This is a genomic window from Clostridium collagenovorans DSM 3089 (genome assembly GCF_900130005.1).
GTDB lineage: Bacteria > Bacillota > Clostridia > Clostridiales > Clostridiaceae > Clostridium_D > Clostridium_D collagenovorans.
In genome coordinates this window covers 148,927-174,236 of sequence record NZ_FQXP01000008.1, presented here as the reverse complement: position 1 = coordinate 174,236, position 25,310 = coordinate 148,927, and the positions used below count along the sequence as shown (strand labels likewise).

Annotated in this window: 19 protein-coding genes and 1 other annotated feature; of the genes, 4 read left to right on the top strand and 15 right to left on the bottom strand. The window is 27.8% G+C overall.

What is annotated here, in order from left to right; translation table 11 throughout:
• Positions 1 to 2: 2 nt before the first annotated feature.
• The 8 genes from aroF to lepB all read right to left on the bottom strand — a co-directional run bounded on the left by aroF (position 3) and on the right by lepB (position 10,868).
• On the bottom strand, positions 3 to 1,016 hold the full coding sequence (gene aroF / locus BUA48_RS11195) for a 3-deoxy-7-phosphoheptulonate synthase (protein WP_072832149.1): 1,014 nt from the start codon (positions 1,014 to 1,016) through the stop codon (positions 3 to 5).
• A 143-nt stretch (positions 1,017 to 1,159) separates the two neighbouring features.
• A complete protein-coding gene (locus BUA48_RS15620; protein ID WP_178138976.1) occupies positions 1,160 to 1,330 on the bottom strand; it encodes a hypothetical protein in 171 nt (56 codons plus the stop codon).
• A 328-nt stretch (positions 1,331 to 1,658) separates the two neighbouring features.
• On the bottom strand, positions 1,659 to 3,095 hold the full coding sequence (gene proS, locus BUA48_RS11190; protein ID WP_072832148.1) for a proline--tRNA ligase: 1,437 nt from the start codon (positions 3,093 to 3,095) through the stop codon (positions 1,659 to 1,661).
• A gap of 91 nt (positions 3,096 to 3,186) precedes the next feature.
• Positions 3,187 to 3,448 (bottom strand) — a binding site (T-box leader).
• Between the two features lie 101 nt (positions 3,449 to 3,549).
• Positions 3,550 to 6,588, bottom strand: coding sequence for an insulinase family protein (locus BUA48_RS11185; protein WP_143147710.1), 3,039 nt, complete (start codon positions 6,586 to 6,588; stop codon positions 3,550 to 3,552).
• A gap of 142 nt (positions 6,589 to 6,730) precedes the next feature.
• Positions 6,731 to 7,630, bottom strand: a complete 900-nt coding sequence (gene rocF, locus BUA48_RS11180; protein WP_072832146.1) for an arginase — start codon at positions 7,628 to 7,630, stop codon at positions 6,731 to 6,733.
• Positions 7,631 to 7,815: 185 nt separating this feature from the next.
• Positions 7,816 to 9,192 (bottom strand): aldehyde dehydrogenase, encoded by a 1,377-nt coding sequence (locus BUA48_RS11175; protein ID WP_072832145.1) that lies wholly within the window; start codon positions 9,190 to 9,192, stop codon positions 7,816 to 7,818.
• 339 nt (positions 9,193 to 9,531) lie between these two features.
• Positions 9,532 to 10,188: a hypothetical protein gene (locus BUA48_RS11170; RefSeq protein ID WP_072832144.1), complete on the bottom strand. Its 657-nt coding sequence runs from the start codon at positions 10,186 to 10,188 to the stop codon at positions 9,532 to 9,534.
• Between the two features lie 143 nt (positions 10,189 to 10,331).
• Positions 10,332 to 10,868 carry a signal peptidase I gene (lepB, locus tag BUA48_RS11165; RefSeq protein ID WP_072832143.1) on the bottom strand — a complete coding sequence of 179 codons (537 nt, stop codon included), beginning with the start codon at positions 10,866 to 10,868 and terminating at the stop codon, positions 10,332 to 10,334.
• 467 nt (positions 10,869 to 11,335) lie between these two features.
• Here lepB and BUA48_RS11160 point away from each other — a divergent pair, with 467 nt between their 5' ends.
• Positions 11,336 to 11,524 carry a hypothetical protein gene (locus tag BUA48_RS11160; RefSeq protein WP_072832142.1) on the top strand — a complete coding sequence of 63 codons (189 nt, stop codon included), beginning with the start codon at positions 11,336 to 11,338 and terminating at the stop codon, positions 11,522 to 11,524.
• Between the two features lie 358 nt (positions 11,525 to 11,882).
• Here the strand turns inward: BUA48_RS11160 and BUA48_RS11155 are convergent, their stop codons facing one another.
• A complete protein-coding gene (locus BUA48_RS11155; RefSeq protein ID WP_072832141.1) occupies positions 11,883 to 12,485 on the bottom strand; it encodes a DUF4878 domain-containing protein in 603 nt (200 codons plus the stop codon).
• Between the two features lie 265 nt (positions 12,486 to 12,750).
• Here BUA48_RS11155 and BUA48_RS11150 point away from each other — a divergent pair, with 265 nt between their 5' ends.
• Positions 12,751 to 13,392 (top strand): undecaprenyl diphosphate synthase family protein, encoded by a 642-nt coding sequence (locus BUA48_RS11150; RefSeq protein ID WP_072832140.1) that lies wholly within the window; start codon positions 12,751 to 12,753, stop codon positions 13,390 to 13,392.
• Positions 13,393 to 13,693: 301 nt separating this feature from the next.
• Here BUA48_RS11150 and BUA48_RS11145 read toward each other — a convergent pair whose 3' ends face one another.
• From BUA48_RS11145 to BUA48_RS11125, 5 genes are all read right to left on the bottom strand, one after another.
• The gene (locus BUA48_RS11145) at positions 13,694 to 15,256 is read right to left on the bottom strand and encodes a phytoene desaturase family protein (protein WP_072832139.1); all 1,563 of its coding nucleotides are present in this window, start codon (positions 15,254 to 15,256) and stop codon (positions 13,694 to 13,696) included.
• Between the two features lie 618 nt (positions 15,257 to 15,874).
• Positions 15,875 to 17,023 (bottom strand): DUF1648 domain-containing protein, encoded by a 1,149-nt coding sequence (locus BUA48_RS11140; protein ID WP_072832138.1) that lies wholly within the window; start codon positions 17,021 to 17,023, stop codon positions 15,875 to 15,877.
• Between the two features lie 11 nt (positions 17,024 to 17,034).
• Positions 17,035 to 17,412 (bottom strand): GntR family transcriptional regulator, encoded by a 378-nt coding sequence (locus tag BUA48_RS11135; RefSeq protein WP_072832137.1) that lies wholly within the window; start codon positions 17,410 to 17,412, stop codon positions 17,035 to 17,037.
• A gap of 391 nt (positions 17,413 to 17,803) precedes the next feature.
• Positions 17,804 to 19,207 carry an NAD(P)/FAD-dependent oxidoreductase gene (locus BUA48_RS11130; protein WP_072832136.1) on the bottom strand — a complete coding sequence of 468 codons (1,404 nt, stop codon included), beginning with the start codon at positions 19,205 to 19,207 and terminating at the stop codon, positions 17,804 to 17,806.
• Positions 19,208 to 19,744: 537 nt separating this feature from the next.
• Positions 19,745 to 20,230: a hypothetical protein gene (locus BUA48_RS11125; RefSeq protein ID WP_072832135.1), complete on the bottom strand. Its 486-nt coding sequence runs from the start codon at positions 20,228 to 20,230 to the stop codon at positions 19,745 to 19,747.
• 391 nt (positions 20,231 to 20,621) lie between these two features.
• Here BUA48_RS11125 and BUA48_RS11120 point away from each other — a divergent pair, with 391 nt between their 5' ends.
• Both BUA48_RS11120 and pgmB read left to right on the top strand, forming a co-directional pair.
• The gene (locus tag BUA48_RS11120; protein WP_072832134.1) at positions 20,622 to 22,949 is read left to right on the top strand and encodes a glycoside hydrolase family 65 protein; all 2,328 of its coding nucleotides are present in this window, start codon (positions 20,622 to 20,624) and stop codon (positions 22,947 to 22,949) included.
• 255 nt (positions 22,950 to 23,204) lie between these two features.
• Entirely contained in the window at positions 23,205 to 23,855 is a 651-nt protein-coding gene (gene pgmB, locus BUA48_RS11115) for a beta-phosphoglucomutase (protein ID WP_072832133.1), read from the top strand.
• A 152-nt stretch (positions 23,856 to 24,007) separates the two neighbouring features.
• On the opposite strand, the gene BUA48_RS11110 is transcribed toward pgmB, so the two are convergent.
• Complete coding sequence (locus BUA48_RS11110) at positions 24,008 to 25,207, bottom strand: glycosyltransferase family 4 protein (RefSeq protein WP_072832132.1); 1,200 nt, start codon at positions 25,205 to 25,207, stop codon at positions 24,008 to 24,010.
• Between the last annotated feature and the right edge of the window lie 103 nt (positions 25,208 to 25,310).

Below are 25,310 nucleotides of genomic sequence, written 5' to 3'. Positions count from 1 at the left end.
TTTTATATTTCTCTATCCTCTACCTCTGCAATAACACTTAATTTTTTCATTAAATTATTGAACCTTTCAGGTGTTATAGATTGATTTCCATCACACCAAGCATTAGCTGGATCATTATGAACTTCAACTATTAATCCATCTGCACCTACAGCAACTGCCGCTTTAGCTAAAGGTTCTACCATCCACCATAATCCTGCTGCATGACTTGGATCTACTATTACTGGCAAATGACTTAATTTTTTTATAGCTGGTATAGCACTTAAATCTAAAGTATTTCTAGTGTATTTTTCAAAAGTCCTTATTCCTCTTTCACATAAAATTACATTTTCATTTCCACCAGCCATTATATATTCAGCTGACATCAGTAATTCTTCTATTGTTGAAGATAACCCTCTCTTCAATAATATTGGTTTATTAGTTTTACCAAGTGCCTTTAATAAATCAAAGTTTTGCATATTTCTTGCACCAACTTGTATAACATCAACATCTTCTACAAAATCATCTATATGTGAAGTTGACATTATTTCTGTTACTATTGGAAGTCCTGTTTCCTTTTTAGCCATCTTCAATAATTCTAATCCATGTTTCTCTAAACCTTGAAAACTATATGGTGAAGTTCTAGGTTTAAATGCCCCACCTCTTAAAAATGTTGCTCCACTTGCCTGTACATCCTTAGCAATAGTCATAATTTGCTCTTCTGTTTCAACGGAACAAGGACCAGCCATGATGCTTAATTTTTTTCCACCTATACTTCTGTCTCCAACTATTATTTCACTATTTTCTGGATGAAATAATCTATTTGCTTTCTTGTAAGGCTCTTGTACAATTATTACCTTTTCAACAGAGTCATTTGCTTGAAGTAAATGTGCATCTATTCTAGATGTATCCCCTACCAAGCCTAATAAACTGTAGTTTGCTCCATTAGATTCGTGAATCTCACATCCTAAACTTATAATTTTTGCCTTTATCTTATTTATTTCCTCTAAAGACGCCTTTGGTTTCATTACAACTATCATTTTACTTCCTCCTCGATAAATCAATTAATTTTTATAGATATTAGAAATTTTAGACAAATAAAAAAGAGTCCTAATAAAGGACTCTTAAATTTCCATTGCTTTTAGCTATATTTTTACTTCTACTTAGAAGCTAGTATATTAGCTTAATATGAGAATGCTACTTCTTTTTTATCAATCCTCATATGCTCTGATAATCCTTTATAAATAAATCTATATATTTTATTGTAAGCAAAAAAGCAGTAATACATATAATAGTAGTTACCGTAATAATATCTGTTTAATTTGCTTACATAAGATTTATTTATAAATTTCATATATACTATCTCCTTTCAACTTTATGCTTTAAATCATTAAACTGATTATAACACCACATTATGGTAATGTAAATATATTTTTGCAATAATATTTTGCAATATTTTTTATATTCTTTATCCTATGCTATAAAGCATATATGTTGAATATAATTTTATTTACTAAATAATTTGCTTCAAATATCATTAGCTTTATATTTATAAAATTGTAAAAGGACTATAAATTTATATTTAAATTTATAGTCCTTAAAAATTCACTTTATCTATTCATAATTCTAAACCTTAGCTGAAGTTAAAACTTTCACCTAAGTAAAGAACTTAATTTATATTATTAGTATGCTTTTCCCCAGTATACTAAAGATTTAGCTGGTTTTCCACAACATACACACACATCTGATACTTCTTCTTGTTCAAATGGCATACATCTTGAGCTTGTTCCTGCTACTTCTTTAATTTTCTCTTCACATTCTAAGTCTCCACACCACATTGCTTTTATGAATCCTGGTTTGTTTTCAGCAATTTCTTTGAACTCATCTAAGTTTGTAGCTACGAAGGTATTTTCATCTCTATGAGCTTTAGCTCTTTCAAACATAGCAGTTTGAATTTCTTCTAATAATTGAGGAATTCTTACTTCTAAATCGTCCATAGAAACAACTTCTTTTTCTCTTGTATCTCTTCTTACAAGAACTACTTGATTGTTTTCTATATCCTTTGGTCCAACTTCTAAACGAACTGGTACACCCTTCATTTCATATTCACTGAATTTCCATCCTGGCATTTTATCAGTGCTATCTACTTTAACTCTAGCTACCTTAGCTATTCTTTCTCTTAATTCTTCAGCCTTTTCTAATACGCCCTCTTTGTGTTGAGCTATTGGAATAATAACTGTTTGAATTGGTGCAATTCTTGGTGGTAATGCTAATCCTTCGTCATCACCATGAACCATTATAATTGCTCCTATTAATCTTGTAGTTACACCCCATGATGTTTCGTGAACATATTGTTTCTTTTGGTCTTTATCTGAATATTGAATTCCAAAAGCCTTTGCAAAGTTATCTCCAAGATTGTGAGAAGTACCACTTTGAAGAGCTTTACCATCATGCATTAAGCTTTCTATAGTGTAAGTTCTTACACCACCTGCAAATTTTTCTTTTTCTGTTTTTCTACCCTTAACTACTGGCATAGCTAAAACATTTTCACAGAAATCTGCATATACATTTAGCATTTTTACTGTTTCTGCTTCTGCTTCTTCAGCTGTAGCATGAATAGTGTGTCCTTCTTGCCATAAGAATTCAGTTGTTCTTAAGAATGGACGAGTTGTTTTTTCCCATCTTACAACTGAACACCATTGGTTATATAGCTTTGGTAGATCCTTATAAGATTGAACTATTCTTGCATAGTGTTCACAGAATAAAGTTTCTGATGTTGGTCTAACACATAATCTTTCAGTAAGTTCTTCACTTCCACCATGAGTAACCCAAGCAACTTCAGGAGCAAATCCCTCTACGTGACTTTTCTCTTTTTCTAAAAGACTCTCTGGAATAAACATTGGCATATATACATTTTCATGCCCAGTTTCTTTAAATTTAGCATCTAAATACTTTTGAATGTTCTCCCAAATTGCATATCCATATGGACGTATAATCATACATCCCTTAACACTTGAATAGTCAACTAACTCTGCCTTTTTTACGATATCTGTATACCATTTAGCAAAGTCAACGTCCATAGCTGTAATATCTTTTACTAGTTTTTGATTTTTAGCCATAATAATTTTCTCCCTTTTCATCTATACATTATTGCTTACTTTTATTAAGTTAAATTTTTACTTTTTTATAAAATAAAAAGACCTCAATCCCAAAAGGGACCGAGGTCTCGGCGGTGCCACCCTAATTTAGTACAATTTTATTTAAGCGCTGAAGCTTAAGTAAAATTATACTCACTTAAAATAATTAACGGTAATAACCGCTGTAGCCTACTACTATTTCGGTACAGAACTCCAAGGCTGGTTCAAAGAATGTATTTTAAAAATCTTGCACCAAATGATTTTCTCTCTGTAAAAATACTTTCTAAAATTTAATTTTAGATTTTTCTTTTACTATTCCTTTTCTTAGTCTTTAAAATATTCATTTATATTAATTCGTTATTTTGCATTTATTTTTATAAAATTTAAATTTCACTCAAAAAAAATTGTTTATTTACTTTCAAATCTTATACCATTTTTATTTAAAAGTCAATAATATAATTTTTTCAAATAAATGTTTGCTTTTTTCAATTTCCTTTTTCTCACCCACTGTGGTTTTGTTATTTTCATCCATGCCTTTTTTAAACATTTCACTATATGCCTTAACCTCATCAATTGTAGCATTTAAAATTTGATTCAACTCTTCTATTCTATCTTCTTCGCTTACACCCATAAAATAATCTCTATCAGCAATTGCTACCTTTTGATATATAGTTAGTGGATGATAATATTTATATAAACAACTTATTTTATATTTTTCAAATTCTTCTTCTGATATATCTAAGTTACTTAAATACTCACTAATTCCTGCATATACATCATAAGTTCTTTCAACTCTAGGGTCTCTATAAGAAGCAATAGCAATGTCACCATTTCTATCGTTTATTATTCTATAGCCATATGCTCCTCCTGTAACCCTAAGGTTCTTCCACAAATAATCTAAGTCTAGCATATTTAACATAACTACCATAGAACCATTATATTCATATCCATGTTTTTTAAAGTTAAAACCTTGGCAATTATATTGAACTCTAGATGCTATTGGAATAGCCTCATTTTTACTATCATATTGTAAATCATAATTCTTTGACTCTATTATGTCGGTACTTAATACATCTAATACATTATTTACTGATTTCTTGAATATTTTATAAGCATTATCATCACATGTAACACTAATAGTTAGGTCATTTTCATTAAAAACTCTATAAGCTACATCTTGAATATTTTTTATTATTTTTTCATAATCTTGATCAAAATTTTCATATAAATTATCTATAAAATTTTTATAGCTTACACCTTTTAAATTCTCATTATATGCTCTTCCTTGTGAAAAATAAGCTAGATTTCTATTAATAGCTAATTCCTCTGGATTATCTGAAAATATATTATCTAAATTACACTTTATTGCATATAAATTTTGCTTTATAACACTTTTATTTGAATAATTCGAGTTTTGTATATTATATGCAATTAACTTTAAAATTTTATCAATATTTTTTTCTAAAACCACTGTAGATACAGAAAATTTATTAGTATAATTATTGCTATCATCCTTAGATATAAAGTTCATTGCACTATATGAAATTCCTTTAGATAACTGCTGTTCAAGCTTTTGAAGTTCATTTATAGAATACTCCTCACTTCCAACATTGCCCATTAAATCTGATAACAATTGTACATAAGGAATTTGTTCTTCATGTACCTTTGAACTATCAAAATAAAAATTAGTAGAAATTACTCCATTTGTATTCATTGGATGATGTAATATTTTAGTACCTTTGTACTGTTCTACTTTTAATGGGGTTTTCTCTACTACAGGATTTAAATCATTTAAAGTTACCTTAGGTATTTTATCTAAGTTTTCCTTACTTTCTGATTCATTTTGCCATTCTCTTAACTCTTCATTATCTTTTATTAATTTTGCTATTTCTTTTTTACTTAAACTTTCTTTATATTCCTTTAAGACTACTTCTTCATCATTATGACTCCTAGTACTTTCATGTACTGGACTCATAACATTTAATGTGCTGTGATTATTTTTTAGGATATATTTATCTATTATTCCTTCTAAATAATTACCTTCTAAAGAATCATTTAGACACTTTATTATCTGTTGTGAATCAAAAATATTCATAGGATCTGCATCATAAATCCATTGATTTAAAATAGATAAATTGTAAGATGCTCCTGTTTTACTACTATATCCACTATTTTCTCTAACATCTAATTCTAATCTATTTATAGTTGTTTTTATTATTTCTTTATCTATTCCATTTTGAACTATATCCTTTAATGAATCCTCTATAACCCATTTATATAAATCCTTTTCTTCTTCTGATGCATTAGTAGCAATTATAGATAAAAATGGTTGATATTGTCCCGTACTAAAAACTCCTGATACGTTACTTATACCAGCCTTATTTAAATTTTTTATTACTGGTGAAGATGGATTATTAAATAAAATATAATTTATAAGATTAAAAGCTGTAGTTAATTCTTCATTATCACTAGTTCCTATAGCATAATTTAAACTTAAAACACTTTTATTTTTTATATCTTCTTTTTCATCTACAATGTATTCATATTGATTCTCTCTTTGACTTTCAAAGGGTTCTTGCTTTTGAACCTGTGAGTTAACTTCTGATTTATCATAATCCTTTAAATAATTATTATTTAAAGCTCCTAGTTTACTTGTGATGTCAGTATTTCCATATATAAATATATAGCTATTTGAAGGATGATAATACTCTTTATGAAAATCTTTTAATTCTTCAAAACTTAACTTTGGAATTTCACTTGGAACCCCACCAGAAACATATTGATAATTTGTATCTGGGTATAAACTCTGCATAATTGAATTATATAATTTTGAATTAAGCGCTGATAAGGAACCCTTCATTTCATTATAAACAACCCCATTATATTTTATAGGGTCACTTTCTTTGTTAAGTTCATAATGCCATGCTTCTTCTTTAAATATTCGTTCATCCTCATAAAGTCTAGGCTTAAAGACCATATTTAAGTATACATCCATTAAGTTATTAAATTCCTTTTCATTAGTTGTACTAAAGGGGTATACTGTCATATCTGGTGCTGTAAAACCATTTAAATCCTTTGTTATAGATACTTGTAGCAATTCTTTAAATAATTGCTTTATAGGATACTTTTCACTTCCTCCCACTAACACACAATGTTCCAATATATGCGCTGTACCCTTATCATTTTTAGAAGGCGTCCTAAACCCTATAGAAAACATTTTGTTTTCATCCTCATTTTTTAATTGAAACAGTCTAGCTCCACTTTTTTCATGTACAAATACTCTAGCCTCTCCTGAGTTGTTAGGTAAAATTTTCTCCTCAGTTAATTTGAATCCACAATAGATATTTCCAACCTTAAACTCTACTTGCTCTGCTGCAAAAACCTTAGTAGAAAATGCGGGTATTATTCCTGTAAAGCTGTATGAAAATATTAATATTATAGATAAAAATAACTTTAAAGCTCTGTTTTTCTTCATTAGTTCATCACGCCTTTCTATGTTATTTCTTATCAATAAAACTAGTATACCCCTTAAAATAAAAATAATTATATAAAATAAAAAAGCCCTATAAAAAGCTTTAACTACGCTTTTTATAGAACTTAATTTTTTAAGTATTAATTTATTTAAAATATGTAAAAGTATGATCTAATAATTCCATACATAAATCTAAAGTATCATCAGTGTTGTCTAACTCTGCATTTAACTCTACAAAATCCATTGATTTTACTAAGTTACTTTGGCCTAAGGATTTTAATAAGAATTTAACCTCATCTATTGTCATTCCATTTTCCACTGGTGTTCCTGTTCCTGGTACTAACTTAGAATCGATACAATCAATATCAAAACTTAAGTGCACATTTTTTATGTTTTTTTCATTTAACTTAGCATATATGTCCTTCATAATTGACTCTATGCCTTGACTTCTAACTTCTTCTGTTGAGTAAGCATTAATATTTTTATTTTTTATTAATTCTACCTCACCTGCATCTAAATCTCTTGCTCCTACAATAAATACATTTTCAGGTTTAACCTTTATCCCCTTAAAACATAGTTCTGTAAGTTCACTTACTCCAAATCCCATAGCTGCTCCTAATGGCATTCCATGAACATTACCACTCGGAGAAGTTTCTGGAGTATTTATATCTCCATGGGCATCAACCCAAATAACAGCAAAGTCATTATTGTGTTTTGCAATTCCAGAAATACTTCCTAATCCTAAAGAGTGGTCTCCACCTAATACTAAAGGAAAATATCCTGCTTCTTTACTGCAAAATACTGCATTAGCTAAGTTTTCATTTACATCAATGATAGCATCTAAGTATTTCATATGTGAATGATAACTATACTTATCGCTTTCTTGTTTCTTCTCCACGAATATATTTCCTAAATCATATACTTCGTGACCATGTGCTTTTAAAACCTGTGATAAATTTCTAGCTCTTAAATAGTCTGGACCTAAGTCTACGCCCTTTCTATCGCATCCATAAAATAATGGAACTCCAATTAGATTAATTTTCATTTTATCCTTATCTCCCTCCAAAGTTCTTTCGTATATAACTTCTATACCTTTATTTATTCCACAGTTTCTTAAATTTTATAATTTAATCCCTCTATGTTTCCAAATGTTATTCTATCACTTATATTTTTATATTTCTACAAATTTTTTATATTTATTTTAATAATTGAATAATTATTTTTCCTTAGTTATTTCATTATTTTTTTCAATAAATTTAGCTTATCTTTATAAGGAGCATATCTCACCTTAATATCAAATTTACTACTCTTTTTTAATATGCTCTTTTGATGAGTAAATAGGTCAAAACTATATTTTCCATGATAAGCTCCCATACCACTATTACCTACTCCTCCAAAGGGTGCATAAGAAGATGCAACATGAATAATAGTATCATTTATACATCCTCCTCCATATGAAACTCTCTTAACAACCTTATTTTCAATTTCCTTGCTCTCAGTAAATAAATATAAAGCTAAGGGTTTTTCTTTATGCTTAAGTATATTTATGACATCATCTATATCCTCAAATTCTATAACAGGAAAAATAGGACCAAAAATCTCCTCTTGCATTACCGCATCCTCGAAACTAATATCAGTTAAAATAGTAGGTTCCATATATTTTTCTGAAACATCATACTTTCCACCAAAATAAACACTTCCACAACTTAAATATGAAGCTAATCTTTCTACATGTTTATTAGTTATTATACGTCCAAAGTCATTACTACTTTTAGGATTTTCACCGAAAAATTCTATTATATTCTTTTTAATATTTTTAAGTAACTCTTCTTTAACATTCTTATGTACTAATAAATAATCTGGTGCAACACAGGTCTGACCTGCATTTAAAAATTTACCCCAAACTATTCTCTTAGCAGCAATTTCAAGTTTTGCATCTTTACAAACTATACAAGGACTCTTACCACCTAATTCTAAAGTAACAGGTGTTAAATGTTTAGCTGCATTTTCCATGACAACTTTCCCAACATCTACACTTCCAGTAAAGAATATATAATCAAACCTTAATTGAAGTAAAGCTTGAATAGACTCTCTTCCACCCTCTGCTTCTACTACAGTTATGTAATTTTCATCAAAGGCTTCTCTTATTATAATTTCTATAACTTTACTTGTACTTATAGAGTATTTAGATGGTTTTAGCATAGCACAGTTACCACCAGCTATTATTCCTATTAATGGTGCCATAAGTAACTGAAATGGATAGTTCCAAGGAGCTATATTAAGTACCACTCCATAGGGTTCCGAATGAATATAAGTATCAGTTTTATAATGCATTAATGGACTTTTTACTTTCTTATCCTTACTCCATTTTCTTATATTCTTACTCATTAAAGTTATTTCTTCTAATACTATACCTAACTCTGTTTCATAAGATTCAAAGTTACTTTTATTTAAATCCTTCTTAAGAGCATCTAAAATATCTTCCTCATGCTTAATAATAGAGGTTCTTAATTTATTTAACTGCTCTATCCTAAACTCTATATCCATAGTTTTTCCGCTTAAGAAAAACGCTCTTTGATTATCTAAAATTTCATTTAAGTTTTTCATAATTCATCTTTAGTGAAAAATCAGTGCATTGTATTTACCTTTCTTCACTAAATACCTCCATTTCTAAAATAAAATTTATATTATATTTCTAATTAACATTATACATATATTCTAATTTAATCTTACACAGCTATTCTAATATCTAACCACTATATTTATTAAATAATTAAATTAAAATATACATTCAATGAAGCTTTCATTAAGTTTATTATGTGATTTTGCCACTTATAATTTCTATTATTCCTATCTTATTATTTAAATCACTGTTTGCTTTAAGTACAAAAATATATTTTTTTATTTAAATAAAGCTGTTAAACATTATGTTTAACAGCCTATAAATCATTCATGAATATTGGTAATATTTTCTATTATTCCTTTGTACGGGTCTATTCCAAGTATAACTTTAGTCTTTTTAGATGTAAAATTTTCAAATTTCGCTTTGTATCCGTAATGACTATCCTTCTCTATAACAAGATTAGTATTATCATAATTACTTATTCCATATACCCTCTTCAAAAAAGATTTCACTAAATTTTCAACTCCCAAAGATGTTATTACTTCTATGTTGTTGCCTTTATCGTAATTGACCTTCATTGCCTGCTCTATATATCCACTATCTTTCCTTATAGATGTAATATACTTGCTTTGTGATGTTTTAATATCTAACCAATTTATTATAAATAAATCTTTTTCTGTTCCTATACCTTCTTTTAGATTTAAGTTATGCTCTAAATTTAAACTATCTACATCATCTTCAAAATATATCTTTATACATTGCTTTGATATTTCAAGAGCTCTTTCTTCATTTATTGGCCCTTTAATATTCTCTAGAACTTTTCCATCATAAAAGTCACTACTAGGGTTATTAGTTTCCTCTTTATTATTTGGGTCTACGTTTCTTACCCCAAAGGTACTAGCTATTATTATAATACAAACAAAGGACACTATACCACATACTATGGTAGTTACTGATTTAACATTCATAAAACTTTTCATAACTATTAATAATGCCCCCCAAACCTCAACTTACTTATTTTTCTTTTGTTAAGAACATACCATTAATCATTATATAACTATTAATGCTTTTATTCTATAAAAAATGACTCATTTAAAAGGATTTTTTCTTTTTTGTAAATTATTTATTTTAATTTTCCAAATCTACTAAATGGGAATATAACAATTTGTGCTTTTCCCATTATCTTATCTTGAGTTATATAAGGATTTTCCCAAGATCTACTATCCTCTGATCCACTTCTGTTATCTCCCATAAACAAAAAGTTCCCTTGTGGTACTTCAAATTTCCCTGCTTTTCCACCTGGGTTTAAAACATATGGCTCATCAACTAACTCACCATTGATAAACATCTTACCTTCCTTAGTATATTCAACAGTATCCCCTGGTAATCCTACTAATCTCTTAATTAAGTCTTTTTCATCCTTATTAGAGTGAAAAACTACTATATCACCTCTTTGTAATTTATCTGTATTATGTACTCTGGTTACTAAAATTCTATCATTTGCTTGGATAGTTGGATACATTGATAAAGTAGGTACCTCTATATTAAAAAATAAAAATTTATGTATAAATATAACTAATGCAAAAGCTAATAATATAGGTATTCCCCATTCTTTAAATATTTCTACAGCCTTATTTACCTCGCCATTATTATTCTCCATGTAAATCACTCCTCAAATTAAAAAGTAATAACTTTTTCTTACTCTTTTTATATATTTTATCAGTATATTTTTGCAACTATATCTATTATACGTAATTTTTTTTTATATTTAAACCTATTTTATTAAAAACTCTTTTATACATATTATTACCAATAAAATGCAAATTAAAAATACTTTTTTAAATAATATCTAACACACTAAGAAATTCTCTCATATATTAATTATATATGTATTATGTGCAATTCAATATAAACAAACTTTAACTTTTATATAAATAAAATTTAACTAATTTAATCTTCAATATAATTCTAAATACTTATATTAGATAATAGTATATAATAAAATCTAATATGTAAAGTTTTACTATATATTATATGAATTTTAAACTCTTTCATTGAAAATCATTTTTTTATATGGTATAATTATCTAAATATTCTGATATATTCAGTCTTTAGGGGGGATTAATCATGTATGTTTGTCCAAAATGTAATGGAGAAATGATTCAAACTTATGTTGAAGCACCAATCTTTAATCTTAGAAAAACTCCATCTAAATTTTTAAGCTCTACAGCAAGTGATATTTTATCTTGTGTATGTTCCGAATGCGGTTATATAGAGTTTTACGCAAAACAACCTGATCTTTTCAAACAAGAATAAAACTTCATAAATTTTTTTATAATAAAAGTTAGTTATGTAAATTAATATATGACTAGCTTTTATTTTCATATTTATTTCACATTTTTTAATTTTATTGCTACTAATTACATAGAATATATACTGCTCTTATGTTAATACTATTTTGTACATAGGAGGATGTTTTATGATAACTTTTCTTAAATTTTGTGTAAACATAGTCTTAGTTACATTTGATACTAAGTCACTAGTTGAAAAAAACTCTGAATTAAAGCGAATAGTAAAGTTCTAGCGTAGATAATAATTTATATTGATCATAGTAAAAAGAGTCTTAGAGTAAATATGTATAATTATACATAACTTTATTCTAGGACTCTTTTAATTAATAACTTAAAGTACCTACTGAAAAAATTCTAAACAAGGGCTCTGACATTTCGATTTTCCATACTCCTAACTTTCTTTTCAAGGTAATATCTATGGTGTTTTTTTCTCTAACTAATTCCTCGTTATTTAACACATCTTTTATTATATGATTCCCTATTGACTTTAAATCATTTTGAGATATTTTCTCATTTTCTTCTTTTTGATAATTTTCATAATCTACCTGAGTGTATCTCTCTATAAACTTATCAATTGCTGACAACATATTATAAGTTTCTATTTCAGTAGTTACAATAACATCACCATCTGAGTTTTCCTTAGAGGATATAATAGAATATTTTAAATCTCCATATAATAACTTTGAAAACTTTTCATATCCATCTTTCTCATAGTTACCCTCATCATTGCCTTGTATTAGTTCTAATTCTGCGTCCTTTGGCATATCTTCTTTTATGATATATTCATCAGCCTCATCAATTTTTATATTTTGTATTTTACTAAAAAACTCATTTACAACACTTTCTGCTGATTCTATTTTTGAACATCCCATTAATAACATAGAAGCTATCATGATTATACTAGCTAATTTTATTATTTTTCTCATATTCATCTCCAATTAACTAAATTTATATGTGATTAAAACTATTTATACTATCTTACTGTATGGTTTTAATACATAGCTATTTGCTAAAGTGATTATATACTTAGTGAAATTCCTTGTCAATTTCAGAAAGTTCTATATGATCTTTTTCTTTAAGCTTTGTTCAAATTTTTCATCCATAACATTACATATATTGTATAAAAATTTCTGTATTGTAAATAATTAATGTAAGCAGTTATTGAAATTTTATAAATTAGGAGTGATTTTTTTGAGACTACCAAAACACATAGGTATTATTCCCGATGGTAATAGACGATGGGCTCAATCTAATGGACTATCAAAAGAACAAGGATATGACTTAGGTCTTGACCCAGGTTTAGAACTTTTTAAGTTATGTAAAGAATGTGGCATAAAGGAAATAACTTATTATGGATTTACAATAGATAATACTAAGCGTTCTACTCTTCAAAGACTTGCTTTTACTAAGGCTTGTATAGACGCTGTAGAAATGCTAACAAAAGAAGACGCTGAACTTTTAGTAGTTGGTAATACAAAATCCAATATGTTTCCTAAGGAACTCTACCCCTATACAACTCGTAGAACCTTTGGTAAAGGTGGCCTTAAGGTTAACTTTTTAGTAAACTACGGTTGGGAGTGGGATTTAAACCCAATAAAAGAATGTGACGAAACTTTAAAAAATATAGGTCAAGTTATTCATTCTAACGATATATCTAGAATCGATTTAATAATTCGTTGGGGTGGAAGAAGAAGATTAAGTGGTTTTCTACCTGTTCAATCTATTTACTCTGACTTTTATATTGTAGAGGACTTTTGGCCTGATTTCAAAAGACAACACTTTTTTGATGCCTTATCTTGGTACAATACTCAAGATGTAACCTTAGGCGGATAGAAGAAAATAGGCTGTCATTCTAAAAATTTAACTATATATAATGTAACTTATTTCATTACATTAATATATAAACTATATATTTTAGTTAGACAGCCATATTTTAATATTAAACTCTTAATATGTATTTTAATAAACAATATTCATTTTATTTACATGTAACCCTGAGTATAGAGTAAATATAAAGATTAAGCAAATGAAGAATATTAATTAGAAATTATATATTAAGCTTAATTTAATACTATAAGCTTAATCTTTATACTATTTATTATTGGTCCTTATGTTTTTTATATCTTTGATTTTTCTATTTACGTTTCTTATTCATATCTTTATTATTTTTATGCTTCTTGTTATTATCCCTCTTGTGTATAGTAGTATTTTCAGTATCTCTTTCAACCTCATTAACTAATTCTCTAGTAGCAAGTTGCACTATTGACATTCCTGCACCTGGATGAACTGAGTCTCCAAGAAAATAGAGATTTTTTATATTTTTCAACTTACATTTAGGTCTTTTATATGTAATTTGCTTTATATTAGGAAGTATTCCAAAGGCTGCTCCCTTATAACAACTGTACTCTCTTTCTAAATCCACAGGGGTTAAATAAGTTTCATACTCTATGTTATCTTCTATATCCTCTAACCCATTTATTTTCTTTAAATTATTAATCACCTTATTTCTAAACATTAATATATCATTGTCATTCCAACTTATATTGGATAGTTGAAGATTAGGTACTCTAACCATTACATTCATGCTTTCACCGCCACCCTCTGCCATAGATTGATCTACGGCACTAGGACAGTATATGTATAGTGGTGGATTTTGAGGTAGCTCCCCTTCAAATACACACTCTATATTTTCTTTAAAATTCTCACCTATGTACATGTTGTGTACCTTTAGAGCATTATATTTTTTCTTTACTCCTAACCTTAATATAAAGGTAGAGCAGGAGTATTCTAAATCATTTATTTTCTTTTCTAGTTTTCTTTCCTTAAGTGTATTATCAATAAGAAGTTTCTCCACTGTATATGAATAATCAGCACTACTTATGGCAATATCACACTTCTCATACTCTTTAGTAGTTATAACGGAAGTTACTTTCTCCTTATCTACAAGTATCTCCTTTACCTCACTATTTAACTCTATAACTCCACCTAGATCTAATACCAATTTTTCTAAGACTTTAACATAACTATAAACTCCTCCTTCAACATATCCTATTCCTTGAACCTGCGTAACCGCTGGAATCATGGAATATATGGCTGGCATACTATATGGAGATATACCCATGTATAAACACTGAAAACTTAAAAACTCTCTTAATTTCTCACTCTTTATATAATTAGAAATATATTCATAACTAGATTTAAACCCTTTTAACTTATATCCTTTGCTCACCAATTTATAATTTACATAATCCTCAATATGAAGAAAGGATTTTCTTAGAATATTCTTATCAATAAATTTATATGTGCTATAGGCATCCTCTATAAATTTTATATAGGAAATATCCTCTCTAAACTCTAACCCTTGCATCATTTTCATAGTTTCATTTATGTCATCATATATTTCAAAATTGTACTTATCACTAAAATTTACTCTGTATAAGGTGTGTAACTTCTTTATCTTAATATAATCCTCAATATTCTTTCCCACATCTTTAAAAACATCCTTATAATTACTAGGCATAATCATAATAGATGCTGTTAAATCAAACTTATACCCTTTTCCTTCAACCCTTCTAAGCTTCCCACCAACACCACTTTGTTTTTCAACTACTTTTACCTCATAGCCTCTACTTAACAATCTCGCTGCTGTTGTTAATCCACTTATTCCAGCGCCTATAATTATAACTTTCTTATTCATTTCGCATTACTCCTAAGCTATCTTAATAAACCAAAGTTAAATTAAGATATTCAAAATCTATAACCATTAAATAGTTACAACTTATTATTAATTTTCTCTAAAATTAACTATTTATACTTCAAATTTATAATTACAAAGTAAAATAAGCTTCTTATATATTTAACTGCTTTACAAGTATGTTATTTCTCAACTTCAAAAACTATATAATCTATATTCAATTTTATGCATTTATATTTATTTCAACACCCTAAATTAAAGATACATATACTAAGTAATTATTGTATTATATACATAAAAATTTTAAGTTTAACTTAATAACTCCTATAGGTTTTATCTATAGATAGATGTTTTTTTATAAATAAATGCTATTTTACATCTTTAAGTATTATTTGTATAATAAAAACATAATATTACTAAAGAAAGTTAAAACTTTGACTATATCTTATTCAAGTAAACACGTCTATGTATATATTAAGTAAAAAATTGTATCAAGTAAATTAGAAAAACTACTGAGACCCTTGTCACCTCAGTAGTTTTTTTATTGCTTATATATTATTATAAATCCTCTTCACCATAGGTAAAATCAAGTTTAGTTACTAAATAAATTTTACTCATTTATTACCCTCTCATTGGTATTGCGATACATAGTACTATTATTAAAATTATTGGTGCTATTGTTAAAATCATTCCTAAAGTTGTACCTAAATTAACAGTCCAACCTCCCCCTGATCTTTTTTCTACCATTAATGATGGATCTTCTTTATTATAATAAAAAGTTCCCATAATCCAATATTGATCGTCATCCTTATCTATAAATAACTCCTCTTCTTCTTTATCTTCAACATCCTTAATCTTTAATTTACATCCACCTTGACCTATTTTAATAAAGAATACAGTTGCAAATACCACAAGAATTAAACTTATTATAAGAATTATACTCATCATATATTTAGAAGATACAATTCCAACCAAGGAAAGATCTCCAATTAAAAACGTAATACCTAACATTGCTGAAGTTATAGCCATAAATACCTCTAAATATTTATAATATAATCTAAGTTGAGCTCTAGATTTTTCTGTATTTAAAGAGTTTATTTCCTTTTTGGATCTTTTAGTTATTACAGTAGTTACATACAAAAATACTGTCATTCCAAAGGAAATTATAGGTAGCATCATTGCATTTAAAGGTGTCTTATTAGTATATCTATCAACTTCTCCTGCTAAATTGTAGTGCATAGGAATTTGCTCTGGTAGATTGCTGTAATTACTAGCAACAAGTATAACCTCAAATAAAATAATAATGAAAGGAAGTAACCACCAATAATTAACCTTATTTATTTCTTTGCTTAACTTTGTATCCACAATTGATATTTTTCTAGCAACATTCCAATTTCCACTATCCTTTTCCTTTGCTTTTATAGTTCTTACACTTTTGTATGCAATATAATATGCAAGTTGTAATAAAGCCATTTGTACTAAGGTGATAAAAATAAGCCATGAAGCTTGAAAGTTCTCTCCTAATGCCCATTTGTAAATTAAATAATATCCTATTGCATAAACTAAAATAGTTGCTATTGTATAACTTATAATATTAATATTAAATCTACTTCTTATCTTCTTCATATCTTCTCTTTTTCTTAAAAACTTTGGCATTCTAATACCAAAGTATATATCTACTCTACTCATACTTGGTATAAATAAAAATGTTGCACCTATAATAACTAAACAAATACTCATAAAAAAGAACATACTTAATTCTCCATTCATGATACTCCCCCCTAAACTGTATATTGATTATACAACTCTTTACATATATCTAAAAATTCTTCTTCATTTATCCCTCTTAAGGAACTCTCAACTATAATATTATCTAAATTACTTTTGAGTTTAGCTTTATATTCCTCTGTAGGTTTCTGTTTATCCTTTGATACAATTGCACCTTTTCGTCTATCTATATTAATAAGTCCATCTTCCTTTAATAAGTTATAGGTCTTATTAACTGTATGCATATTTACCCCAATATCCGAAGCCATTTCTCTAACTGAAGGTAAACTCTCCCCCTCCTTTAATTCATTAGTCAAAATCCCTTTCATTATGGAGTTTTTGAGTTGCTGATAAATAGGTTCTTCACTTTCAAAATCTATAACTATTAACATAATTTAAATTTAGTGAGAAAGTATACTTTATCTACTAATCTCTCACCAATTCCTCCTTTCTTTCTTACTTTTATAGCACACTTAAATTTATCTTTTTAATTTTCTTTTCCTATGTTCAAAAGTTTTACTAATCTTATCTCTTATAACTCTCCTTTTTATTTAAGCAATAATTTATTATTAAACTTACCTTTTATACTTCTGTCTTAATCTAAAAAGGTAATCCTCACTTATTTTTATTATTGCTATATATATTATAGTTGTTCTATATGTATTATAACATATGAGTTTTATCTTTGTACAGTTCCAAATAAAAAATATCCTTGCCAATTTACTTGACAAGGATATCCTAAATATAAGTACTGAACTTATTAATATATCTAAATTTAAAATTTTATTTATCTTCTAACTTTCTAGCCATCATAACACCCATTGCAGATGCCATCATAAGTCCTCTAGTCCATCCTGAAGAATCCCCTAAACAATATAATCCCTTTACACTACTCTCAAAGTTAGTATCAATATCTACTTTATTACTGTAGAATTTTATTTCTGGACCATATAATAGTGTTTCTTTACTTGCAAAACCAGGTACTAATGTATTCATAGCCTCTATGAAATTTAAAATATTAGTCATTGTTCTATATGGAATAGCTGATGTTAAGTCACCTGCTACGGCATCTTTTAATGTAGGAACTACATTAGATCTCTCTAATTCATGTTGCCATGTTCTCTTTCCTTCAATTATGTCTCCATATCTTTGAACTAAAATCTGTCCTCCACCTAAAAGGTTAACTAATTCTGCTACTTTCTTACCATATTCTATAGGCTTATTAAAAGGTTCTGCAAAATTATGTGAACTTAAAATAGCTAAATTTGTATTATGAGATTTTTTTTCTTTATATGAATGTCCGTTAACTATAGCTAAATCATTATCATAGTTTTCTTGAGATACAAAGCCTCCAGGATTTTGACAGAAAGTTCTAACCTTATCATCAAAAGGTGCTGGATAACCTATTAACTTTGATTCATATAAAACATTATTAACTCTTTCCATTATTTCATTTCTTATTTCTACACGTACTCCTATATCTACAGTACCTGTTCTATGATTTATATTGTGAACTTCACACATTTCACTTAACCAATCTGCGCCTTTTCTTCCTGCAGCTGCAACAACTGCATCAGCAAATACTTCCTCTTTCTTACTCTTAGTTAAAGCATCTACTATAATAATTCCCTTAATTTTTGAATCCTCAATAATTAAATCCTTTACTACTGTATCAAATTTTATTTCTACTCCATTATCTAATAAGTAGTTTTGAATTTTCAAATATATTTCTTGTGCCTTTTCTGTTCCTAAATGTCTAATAGGACAATCAACAAGTTTTAAATTAGATTCTATAGCTTTTCTTCTAATTTCTTTTACATTTTCTTCTTGACCTAATCCTTCAATCTTAGGGTCTGCACCAAACTCCAAATATATCTTATCTGTATAATCAATATACTCCTGAGCAGTATTAGCTCCTATTAAAGTAGGTAGCTCTCCTCCAACTTCATAGCTTAAAGAAAGCTTTCCATCAGAAAAGGCACCAGCACCTGAAAAGCCAGTTGTAATATGACAGTATGGTTTACAATTTACACATTTGTTTGTTTTTTCCTTAGGACAATATCTCTTATCTATTCTTTTTCCTTGTTCGATAAGTAATATTTTTTTATTAGTCTTTTGTTTGACTAATTCTAATGCTGTAAAAATCCCTGCTGGACCAGCTCCTATGATTATTAAATCATACATAATTAAATACCCCCTACTTTTTTAACCCGTGTGTTTTTTCTTGATATTTCAAGTTATCGTTCGTATTTTTTTTCGAACATATATATAATATCATGAATTTATCATTAATTCACTATAATATTCATATATTTCGACTATATTCACGAAAAATAGTTCGTATTTTTGCTTTATTTAAAGTAAATTTAATTTTACTTATTTCACGAACTTTTTTCTGTTCTAAAATTACTTATATATTATCTCTCTAACTTAAATTTAAAATTCATAGTATATAATTAGGTTTTCAAATAATCTTTTCATTTTTTATATTTTCTCAGTTTTAATGTATTTTCATTTAATATATTATTTAAATTCTCTATTTATAAATATTTTTCATCAATCTTTTCATCAATTATTATATTCTTTACTTTTTAAAAATTATATATATATTGCATTAAATACATTACATTCATATTTTATAGGATAAAAAAACTTAATATCTAATAAATTACTATGATGTAGATTTAATATTGCAAAGTATATAGTGCTGTTTTGTCTATAGTTTTATTTATCAATCTCTTTATTTACTACATATTGAGTTAAAGATAAGTTTATATTATCTAAAATTGCCTTTTCCTTATTCATTAAATCTATAACTTCCCCTATAGATCTCAATAGTTTTTTTACGTTCTCCAACTCTACCTTTTCACATTTTTTTGTCAAATCTTCAACATCTTCTAACTTAGTTTCCTCAAATTCCTTACATTGTTCTAATTGTTCATTTTTATAAAGTTCACTTATTTCTTCTAAACAATTAGTGCATTTAGAACAACTTGGACATTCCCCACAACATTGATGCTCAGTATCCATCTGTTCTTCCTTTTCTTTATTTTCTTCAACAACCTCTGTATCTTTTAAAACTCTCTCTTTTAGATATGCATTTAATACTTTTGTTACATAGGATTTAGCATATCCTAATTCTAAAATATCACTTTTAGTTTTGCCGCTATTAACCAATTCAATTATTTCTTCTTTTTTAGATTTAACCATAATAACCTCCTATAATATAAAACTCTCCCTAAAACCCTTATATAAAACCTAAATTTTATTACACTAAAATAATTTTTCGTAGATTTATTACTTTATATAAATAAGTTCATTGCTTCATTCATAGGATTTAAATTTCCTAGAATATCTATATTATCCTTAAGCTCTAATTATTACCTAAATATAAATATTTTCTTGTTTTTCCCTTCAAAATTTTTTAATATTTAAAATTACATGATAATTGCATAAATTCTCTTCTAATTTCCCCTTAGTTTATAGTATAATAGTTTTAATATTTTATCTTTTATCCTTAAGAGAGGATTTTTTTTCTCCAATAGTAAAACCTTTTCTATTGGTTTTAAGGATTAATTATATAGGCAATAGGGGGATTTTTATGATAAGAGAACAATTTTCTACAAAGTTACAAAGTTTAATCAGTGATGATAAATGGCTTATTGTACAAGATAACTATGATTCAAAGGAAAATCTAGTTTACGAAACAAATTTTGCATTAACAAATGGTTATATGTGTACTCGTGGTTCCTATGAGGAAACTACTAAAACATCTTTACCTAGTACATATATAGCTGGAATTTATGATAAATCCGAAGCCTTCATGAGAGAGCTTGCAAATACACCTGATTGGCTTGGTATTAAATTATATGTAGAAAGAAATTTACTTGGTGTAGAGGATTGCGAACTACTTGAATTTAAGAGAGTTTTAGATATGAAAAAATCTATACTTTTCAAAAGATTTAAGTTACGTGATGGGGATGGTCGTGAAACTTTAATAGAGGGTTATAGATTTATAAGTAGAGAAAACCTTCACAGAGCAGCTATAAAACTATTTGTTACACCATTAAACTATTCTGGAATAATGGAAATGGAAAATATACTTGATGGTACAGTTCTAAACTTTAAAGACTTTCCTAGATTTAGAGTTAAGCATACCAATACCTTAGAAGTTTCAAACTTAAATGGTAAGGGTTGTTACATAGAAACTGAAACTCGTGACTGGAATACTCATATTGGTACTGGTACTATTATGAGAGTTTATAAGGATTCTGAAAGAAAAAATCTTATTAAAAGTAAACGCTACTCTACCTTTGGAGAAGTTGCTCTTGAATTCATGGACTTTGATGTTAAAGAAAATGAAACAATAGTAATTGATAAATTTGCTTCTATCTATACTGAAAGAGACGTTAAAAAAGAAGATATTAAAATTAATATAGAAAAGGAATTAAGTGACTTTATATTAAATGGTATTGAAGCAGAAGTTAAAGATCACACAGAAGTTTATGAAAAAATGTGGGATATAGCTAATGTAACAATCAATGGTGATGATTTAATTGATAAAGCACTTAGATTTAACCTATTCCACTTAATGAGCACTGCTAATCCAAAGGATGATACAGTAAGCTTAGGTGCAAAACTATTACACGGTGAAGAATACGGTGGACATGCTTATTGGGACACAGAAATATTCATGCTTCCATTCTTTATATTTACTAATCCTGAAGCAGCTAAAACCTTACTTAAATATAGATATAACTTAATTGGTGCTGCTAGAGAAAATGCTACGTTTAATGGTTTTAAAGGTGCTAAGTATCCTTGGGAATCAGCTGATGATGGTACTGAGCAATGCCCTGACTGGACTATAGAGCCTGATGGTTCTTGCTATAGATGCATGGTTGCTACTTATGAACACCATGTTACTGCTGACATAGCCTTTGGAATTTATAATTACTTTAGATTAACTAAAGACTTAGATTTCATGCTAAAATATGGTGCTGAAATTATAATTGAGACAGCTAAATTCTGGGTATCAAGATGTAAATATAATTCAGAATTTGATAGATACGAAATATTAGATGTAACTGGACCTGATGAATGGCATGAACCTGTAAATAATAACTGCTATACAAATTACCTTGCTAAATGGAACATAGAAAAAGGCTTTGAAATGCTAGAATTACTTAAAAATTCAAGTGCTTCTATTTATGATGATGTAACTTCTAGAATCTGTTTAATTGAAAACGAACTTGAAGCTTGGAAAGAAGTTCATGATAAAATCTACATTCCTTTTAATAAAGAAGATAAGTTAATGGAGCAATTTGAAGATTACTTTAAGTTAAAAGATGTAGTTATAACTGAATATGATAAAAATGATATGCCGGTTATACCTGCTGAAGCTAGAGAGTATGGTATAAAAAATACGTGTATTAATAAACAAGCTGATGTTGTTATGTTAATGTTTTTACTTGGAGATGAATTTGATAAGGATATTCAAAAGGTAAATTATGATTATTACGAAAAAAGAACTTCTCACCGTTCTTCTTTAAGCCCAAGCATTTTCTCAATAATGGGATTAAGAGTTGGTGACAATTCTATGGCTTATAAATACCTAAGACGTTCTGCTTTAGTAGATCTTCATAATAATCAAAATAACACTAGAGAAGGTATACACGCTGCTTCTTGTGGTGGAACTTGGCAATCAGTTATTATGGGATTTGGTGGTATGGAAGTTGATAAACATAATGTACTTACATTTAATCCTTGGCTTCCAGAGCATTGGACAGATATTCACTTTAAAATTTACTTCAGAGGATTGTTACTTGAAATTACTTTAAGCAATACTTCAATAGATGCTAAAATTCTTGAAGGTGATTCTGATAACCTAACTATTAAGTTTAAAAATAAGGAGTTAGTTATTACTAAATAGTTTTCATATATACTTCAATATTGAAGTCACTTGATTAAAGCTTAGCTTATATTTAATCTTTTTTTTACAAAGCTTAGTAAGGAAATTTATGTTTCTTTAATTTAGTATATATTAAAATTTATATACTATCTTATATCTAGCTTTAATCATAATTACTTAATAAAGTTATATGAATTTAATTTATAAATTATTTTAATTCATGACTATGTGTTAATCTTAGTCATGAATTAATTACTACATTGGGAGGATAAAGTTTTGACTATAAAAGCTGTTATTTTTGATTTAGATGGTGTAATTGTAACTACTGATAATTATCATTATGAAGCATGGAAACAACTTGCTGATGAAGAAAATATATATTTTGACAGAGAAATAAATGAGCGTCTAAGAGGGGTAAGCCGTATGGAAAGCCTAAATATCATATTAGAAAAAAGCACTAAAAACTACTCTGAAGATGAAAAACTTGAAATGGCTACTAGAAAAAATAATTACTACAAAGAACTAATAAAAAATTTAACTCCATGCGATATTCTTCCTGGAGTAAATGAACTTTTAGCCTCATTAAAAAGTTCTAATATTAAAACTGCTATAGGTTCTTCAAGCAAAAACTCTCCTAATATTTTGAAATATATAGGATTAGATAACGCCTTTGATACTACAGTCGATGGGAATGATATTAAAAACAGCAAACCTGATCCTGAAGTTTTCTTAAAAGCTGCAGAAAAACTTAATGTTTCTCCTTCTCAATGCTTAGTTGTAGAAGATGCTGAAGCTGGAGTAGAAGCTGCCTTAAGAGGTGGAATGAAGGTTCTTGCTGTTGGATTTGCTTCTAAATGTTGCGATAATGCTACATTATGCAGTGAAGATTTAACTAAAGTTGCCATTAAAGATTTATTAAATATATAAGTGTTTTTATTAAAAAGAAAATTCAATTAGGCTTTTGAAAAATTTTTATATTTTAAAGCTTAATTGAATTTTTGCTTTCTATAACTTATTACAACACTTTTCATTTTATTAAATCCTAAAGTTGCTCAATGGTTTTATCACGACTATACTTTCTATAAGGATATATTATTTAGTATATTTTCTGTTAACCCTGTCCATGTAAAACTATTAGTGTCTAACTTCAAACTTTCACTAAAGTCCAATATTTCAACTGTATCCTTCATAGCTCTATATAGTCTCTCTATATAATTAGGTAATTCACTTCTTATAGGTTCATCTATTGTATCCATTTTAGGAAGCTCAACATACTTAATCTTTCCAGAATTATTTATCTTATCTCCTAACCAAGCACCTACTCCACCTGTATCAGATGTTACTACTGAAAGCCCTGAAGCTAGAGCCTCTACTATAACTAAGGGTAGTCCTTCATAGTAAGATGGTAATACAAAAATATGACTTCTACTGTATAAATCAGAAAGCTCCTCTTGAGATAGTTTTCCTAAAAATTCTACTTTTCCCTTACTATCCTTATATAAATTCTTTATTTCTTCGTACTCACTTCCAGAGCCCATACCAACTAAGTTTAATGTTATATTTCCATAATCCTCACATAGTTTATTAAAACTATAGAATAAGGGTTCTAACCCCTTAGCATAAGATATTTTTCCTGTATAGACAATTTGAATATCCTTATTTTTTTCTAAATTCTTATAATTAAAAATCTTTTCATTATAGCCTATTCCACTTACAATAATTTTGTTTGGATTTATATTAAAGGTGCTAATCACATCTTTTTTACACTTTTCATGTAATGCGAAAATACCTGCTAAATTTTTTATATTTTCTATAATGAAGTCTTTCATAATATCATTGCTGTGAAATTGCCTTAAATCTGTTCCATGACATATACCGTAAATACTTTTGTCTTTAATAAGATGCGATGTTAGTGATGTTACTAAGTATAAATGATGACATATTATGATATCAGGATTAAATTCTTTATTAGCTTGTAATATCTTCTTTTCAAATGCATTCATATATAAGCTTACATCATTCTTTGACATATCTTTATAACATTTACTTTTATATGGCATTACATCACTCATTCCAACCACATTAAAAGGAATATCTTCACTTGAGAAGTATACAGGATAACAACTATCCACATTTATATCAGCACTCTCTAAGTTTTCAATTCCACAAATAGCTGCCTGCTCATGTCCCTTTTGAGATAACTGATCTATTATATTTTTAAAATATACCCCACTTCCAGTTTCTCTAGGTTTTTGCGCTATTATATGCAAAATTCTCATCTCAAAGCACCTCCCCTTAATATGATTATAAACAATTTATAACTATTATAAAAATTTATAATTCAAAAGCCATCTATAGTTTTTTTCTATAGATGGCTTCTTA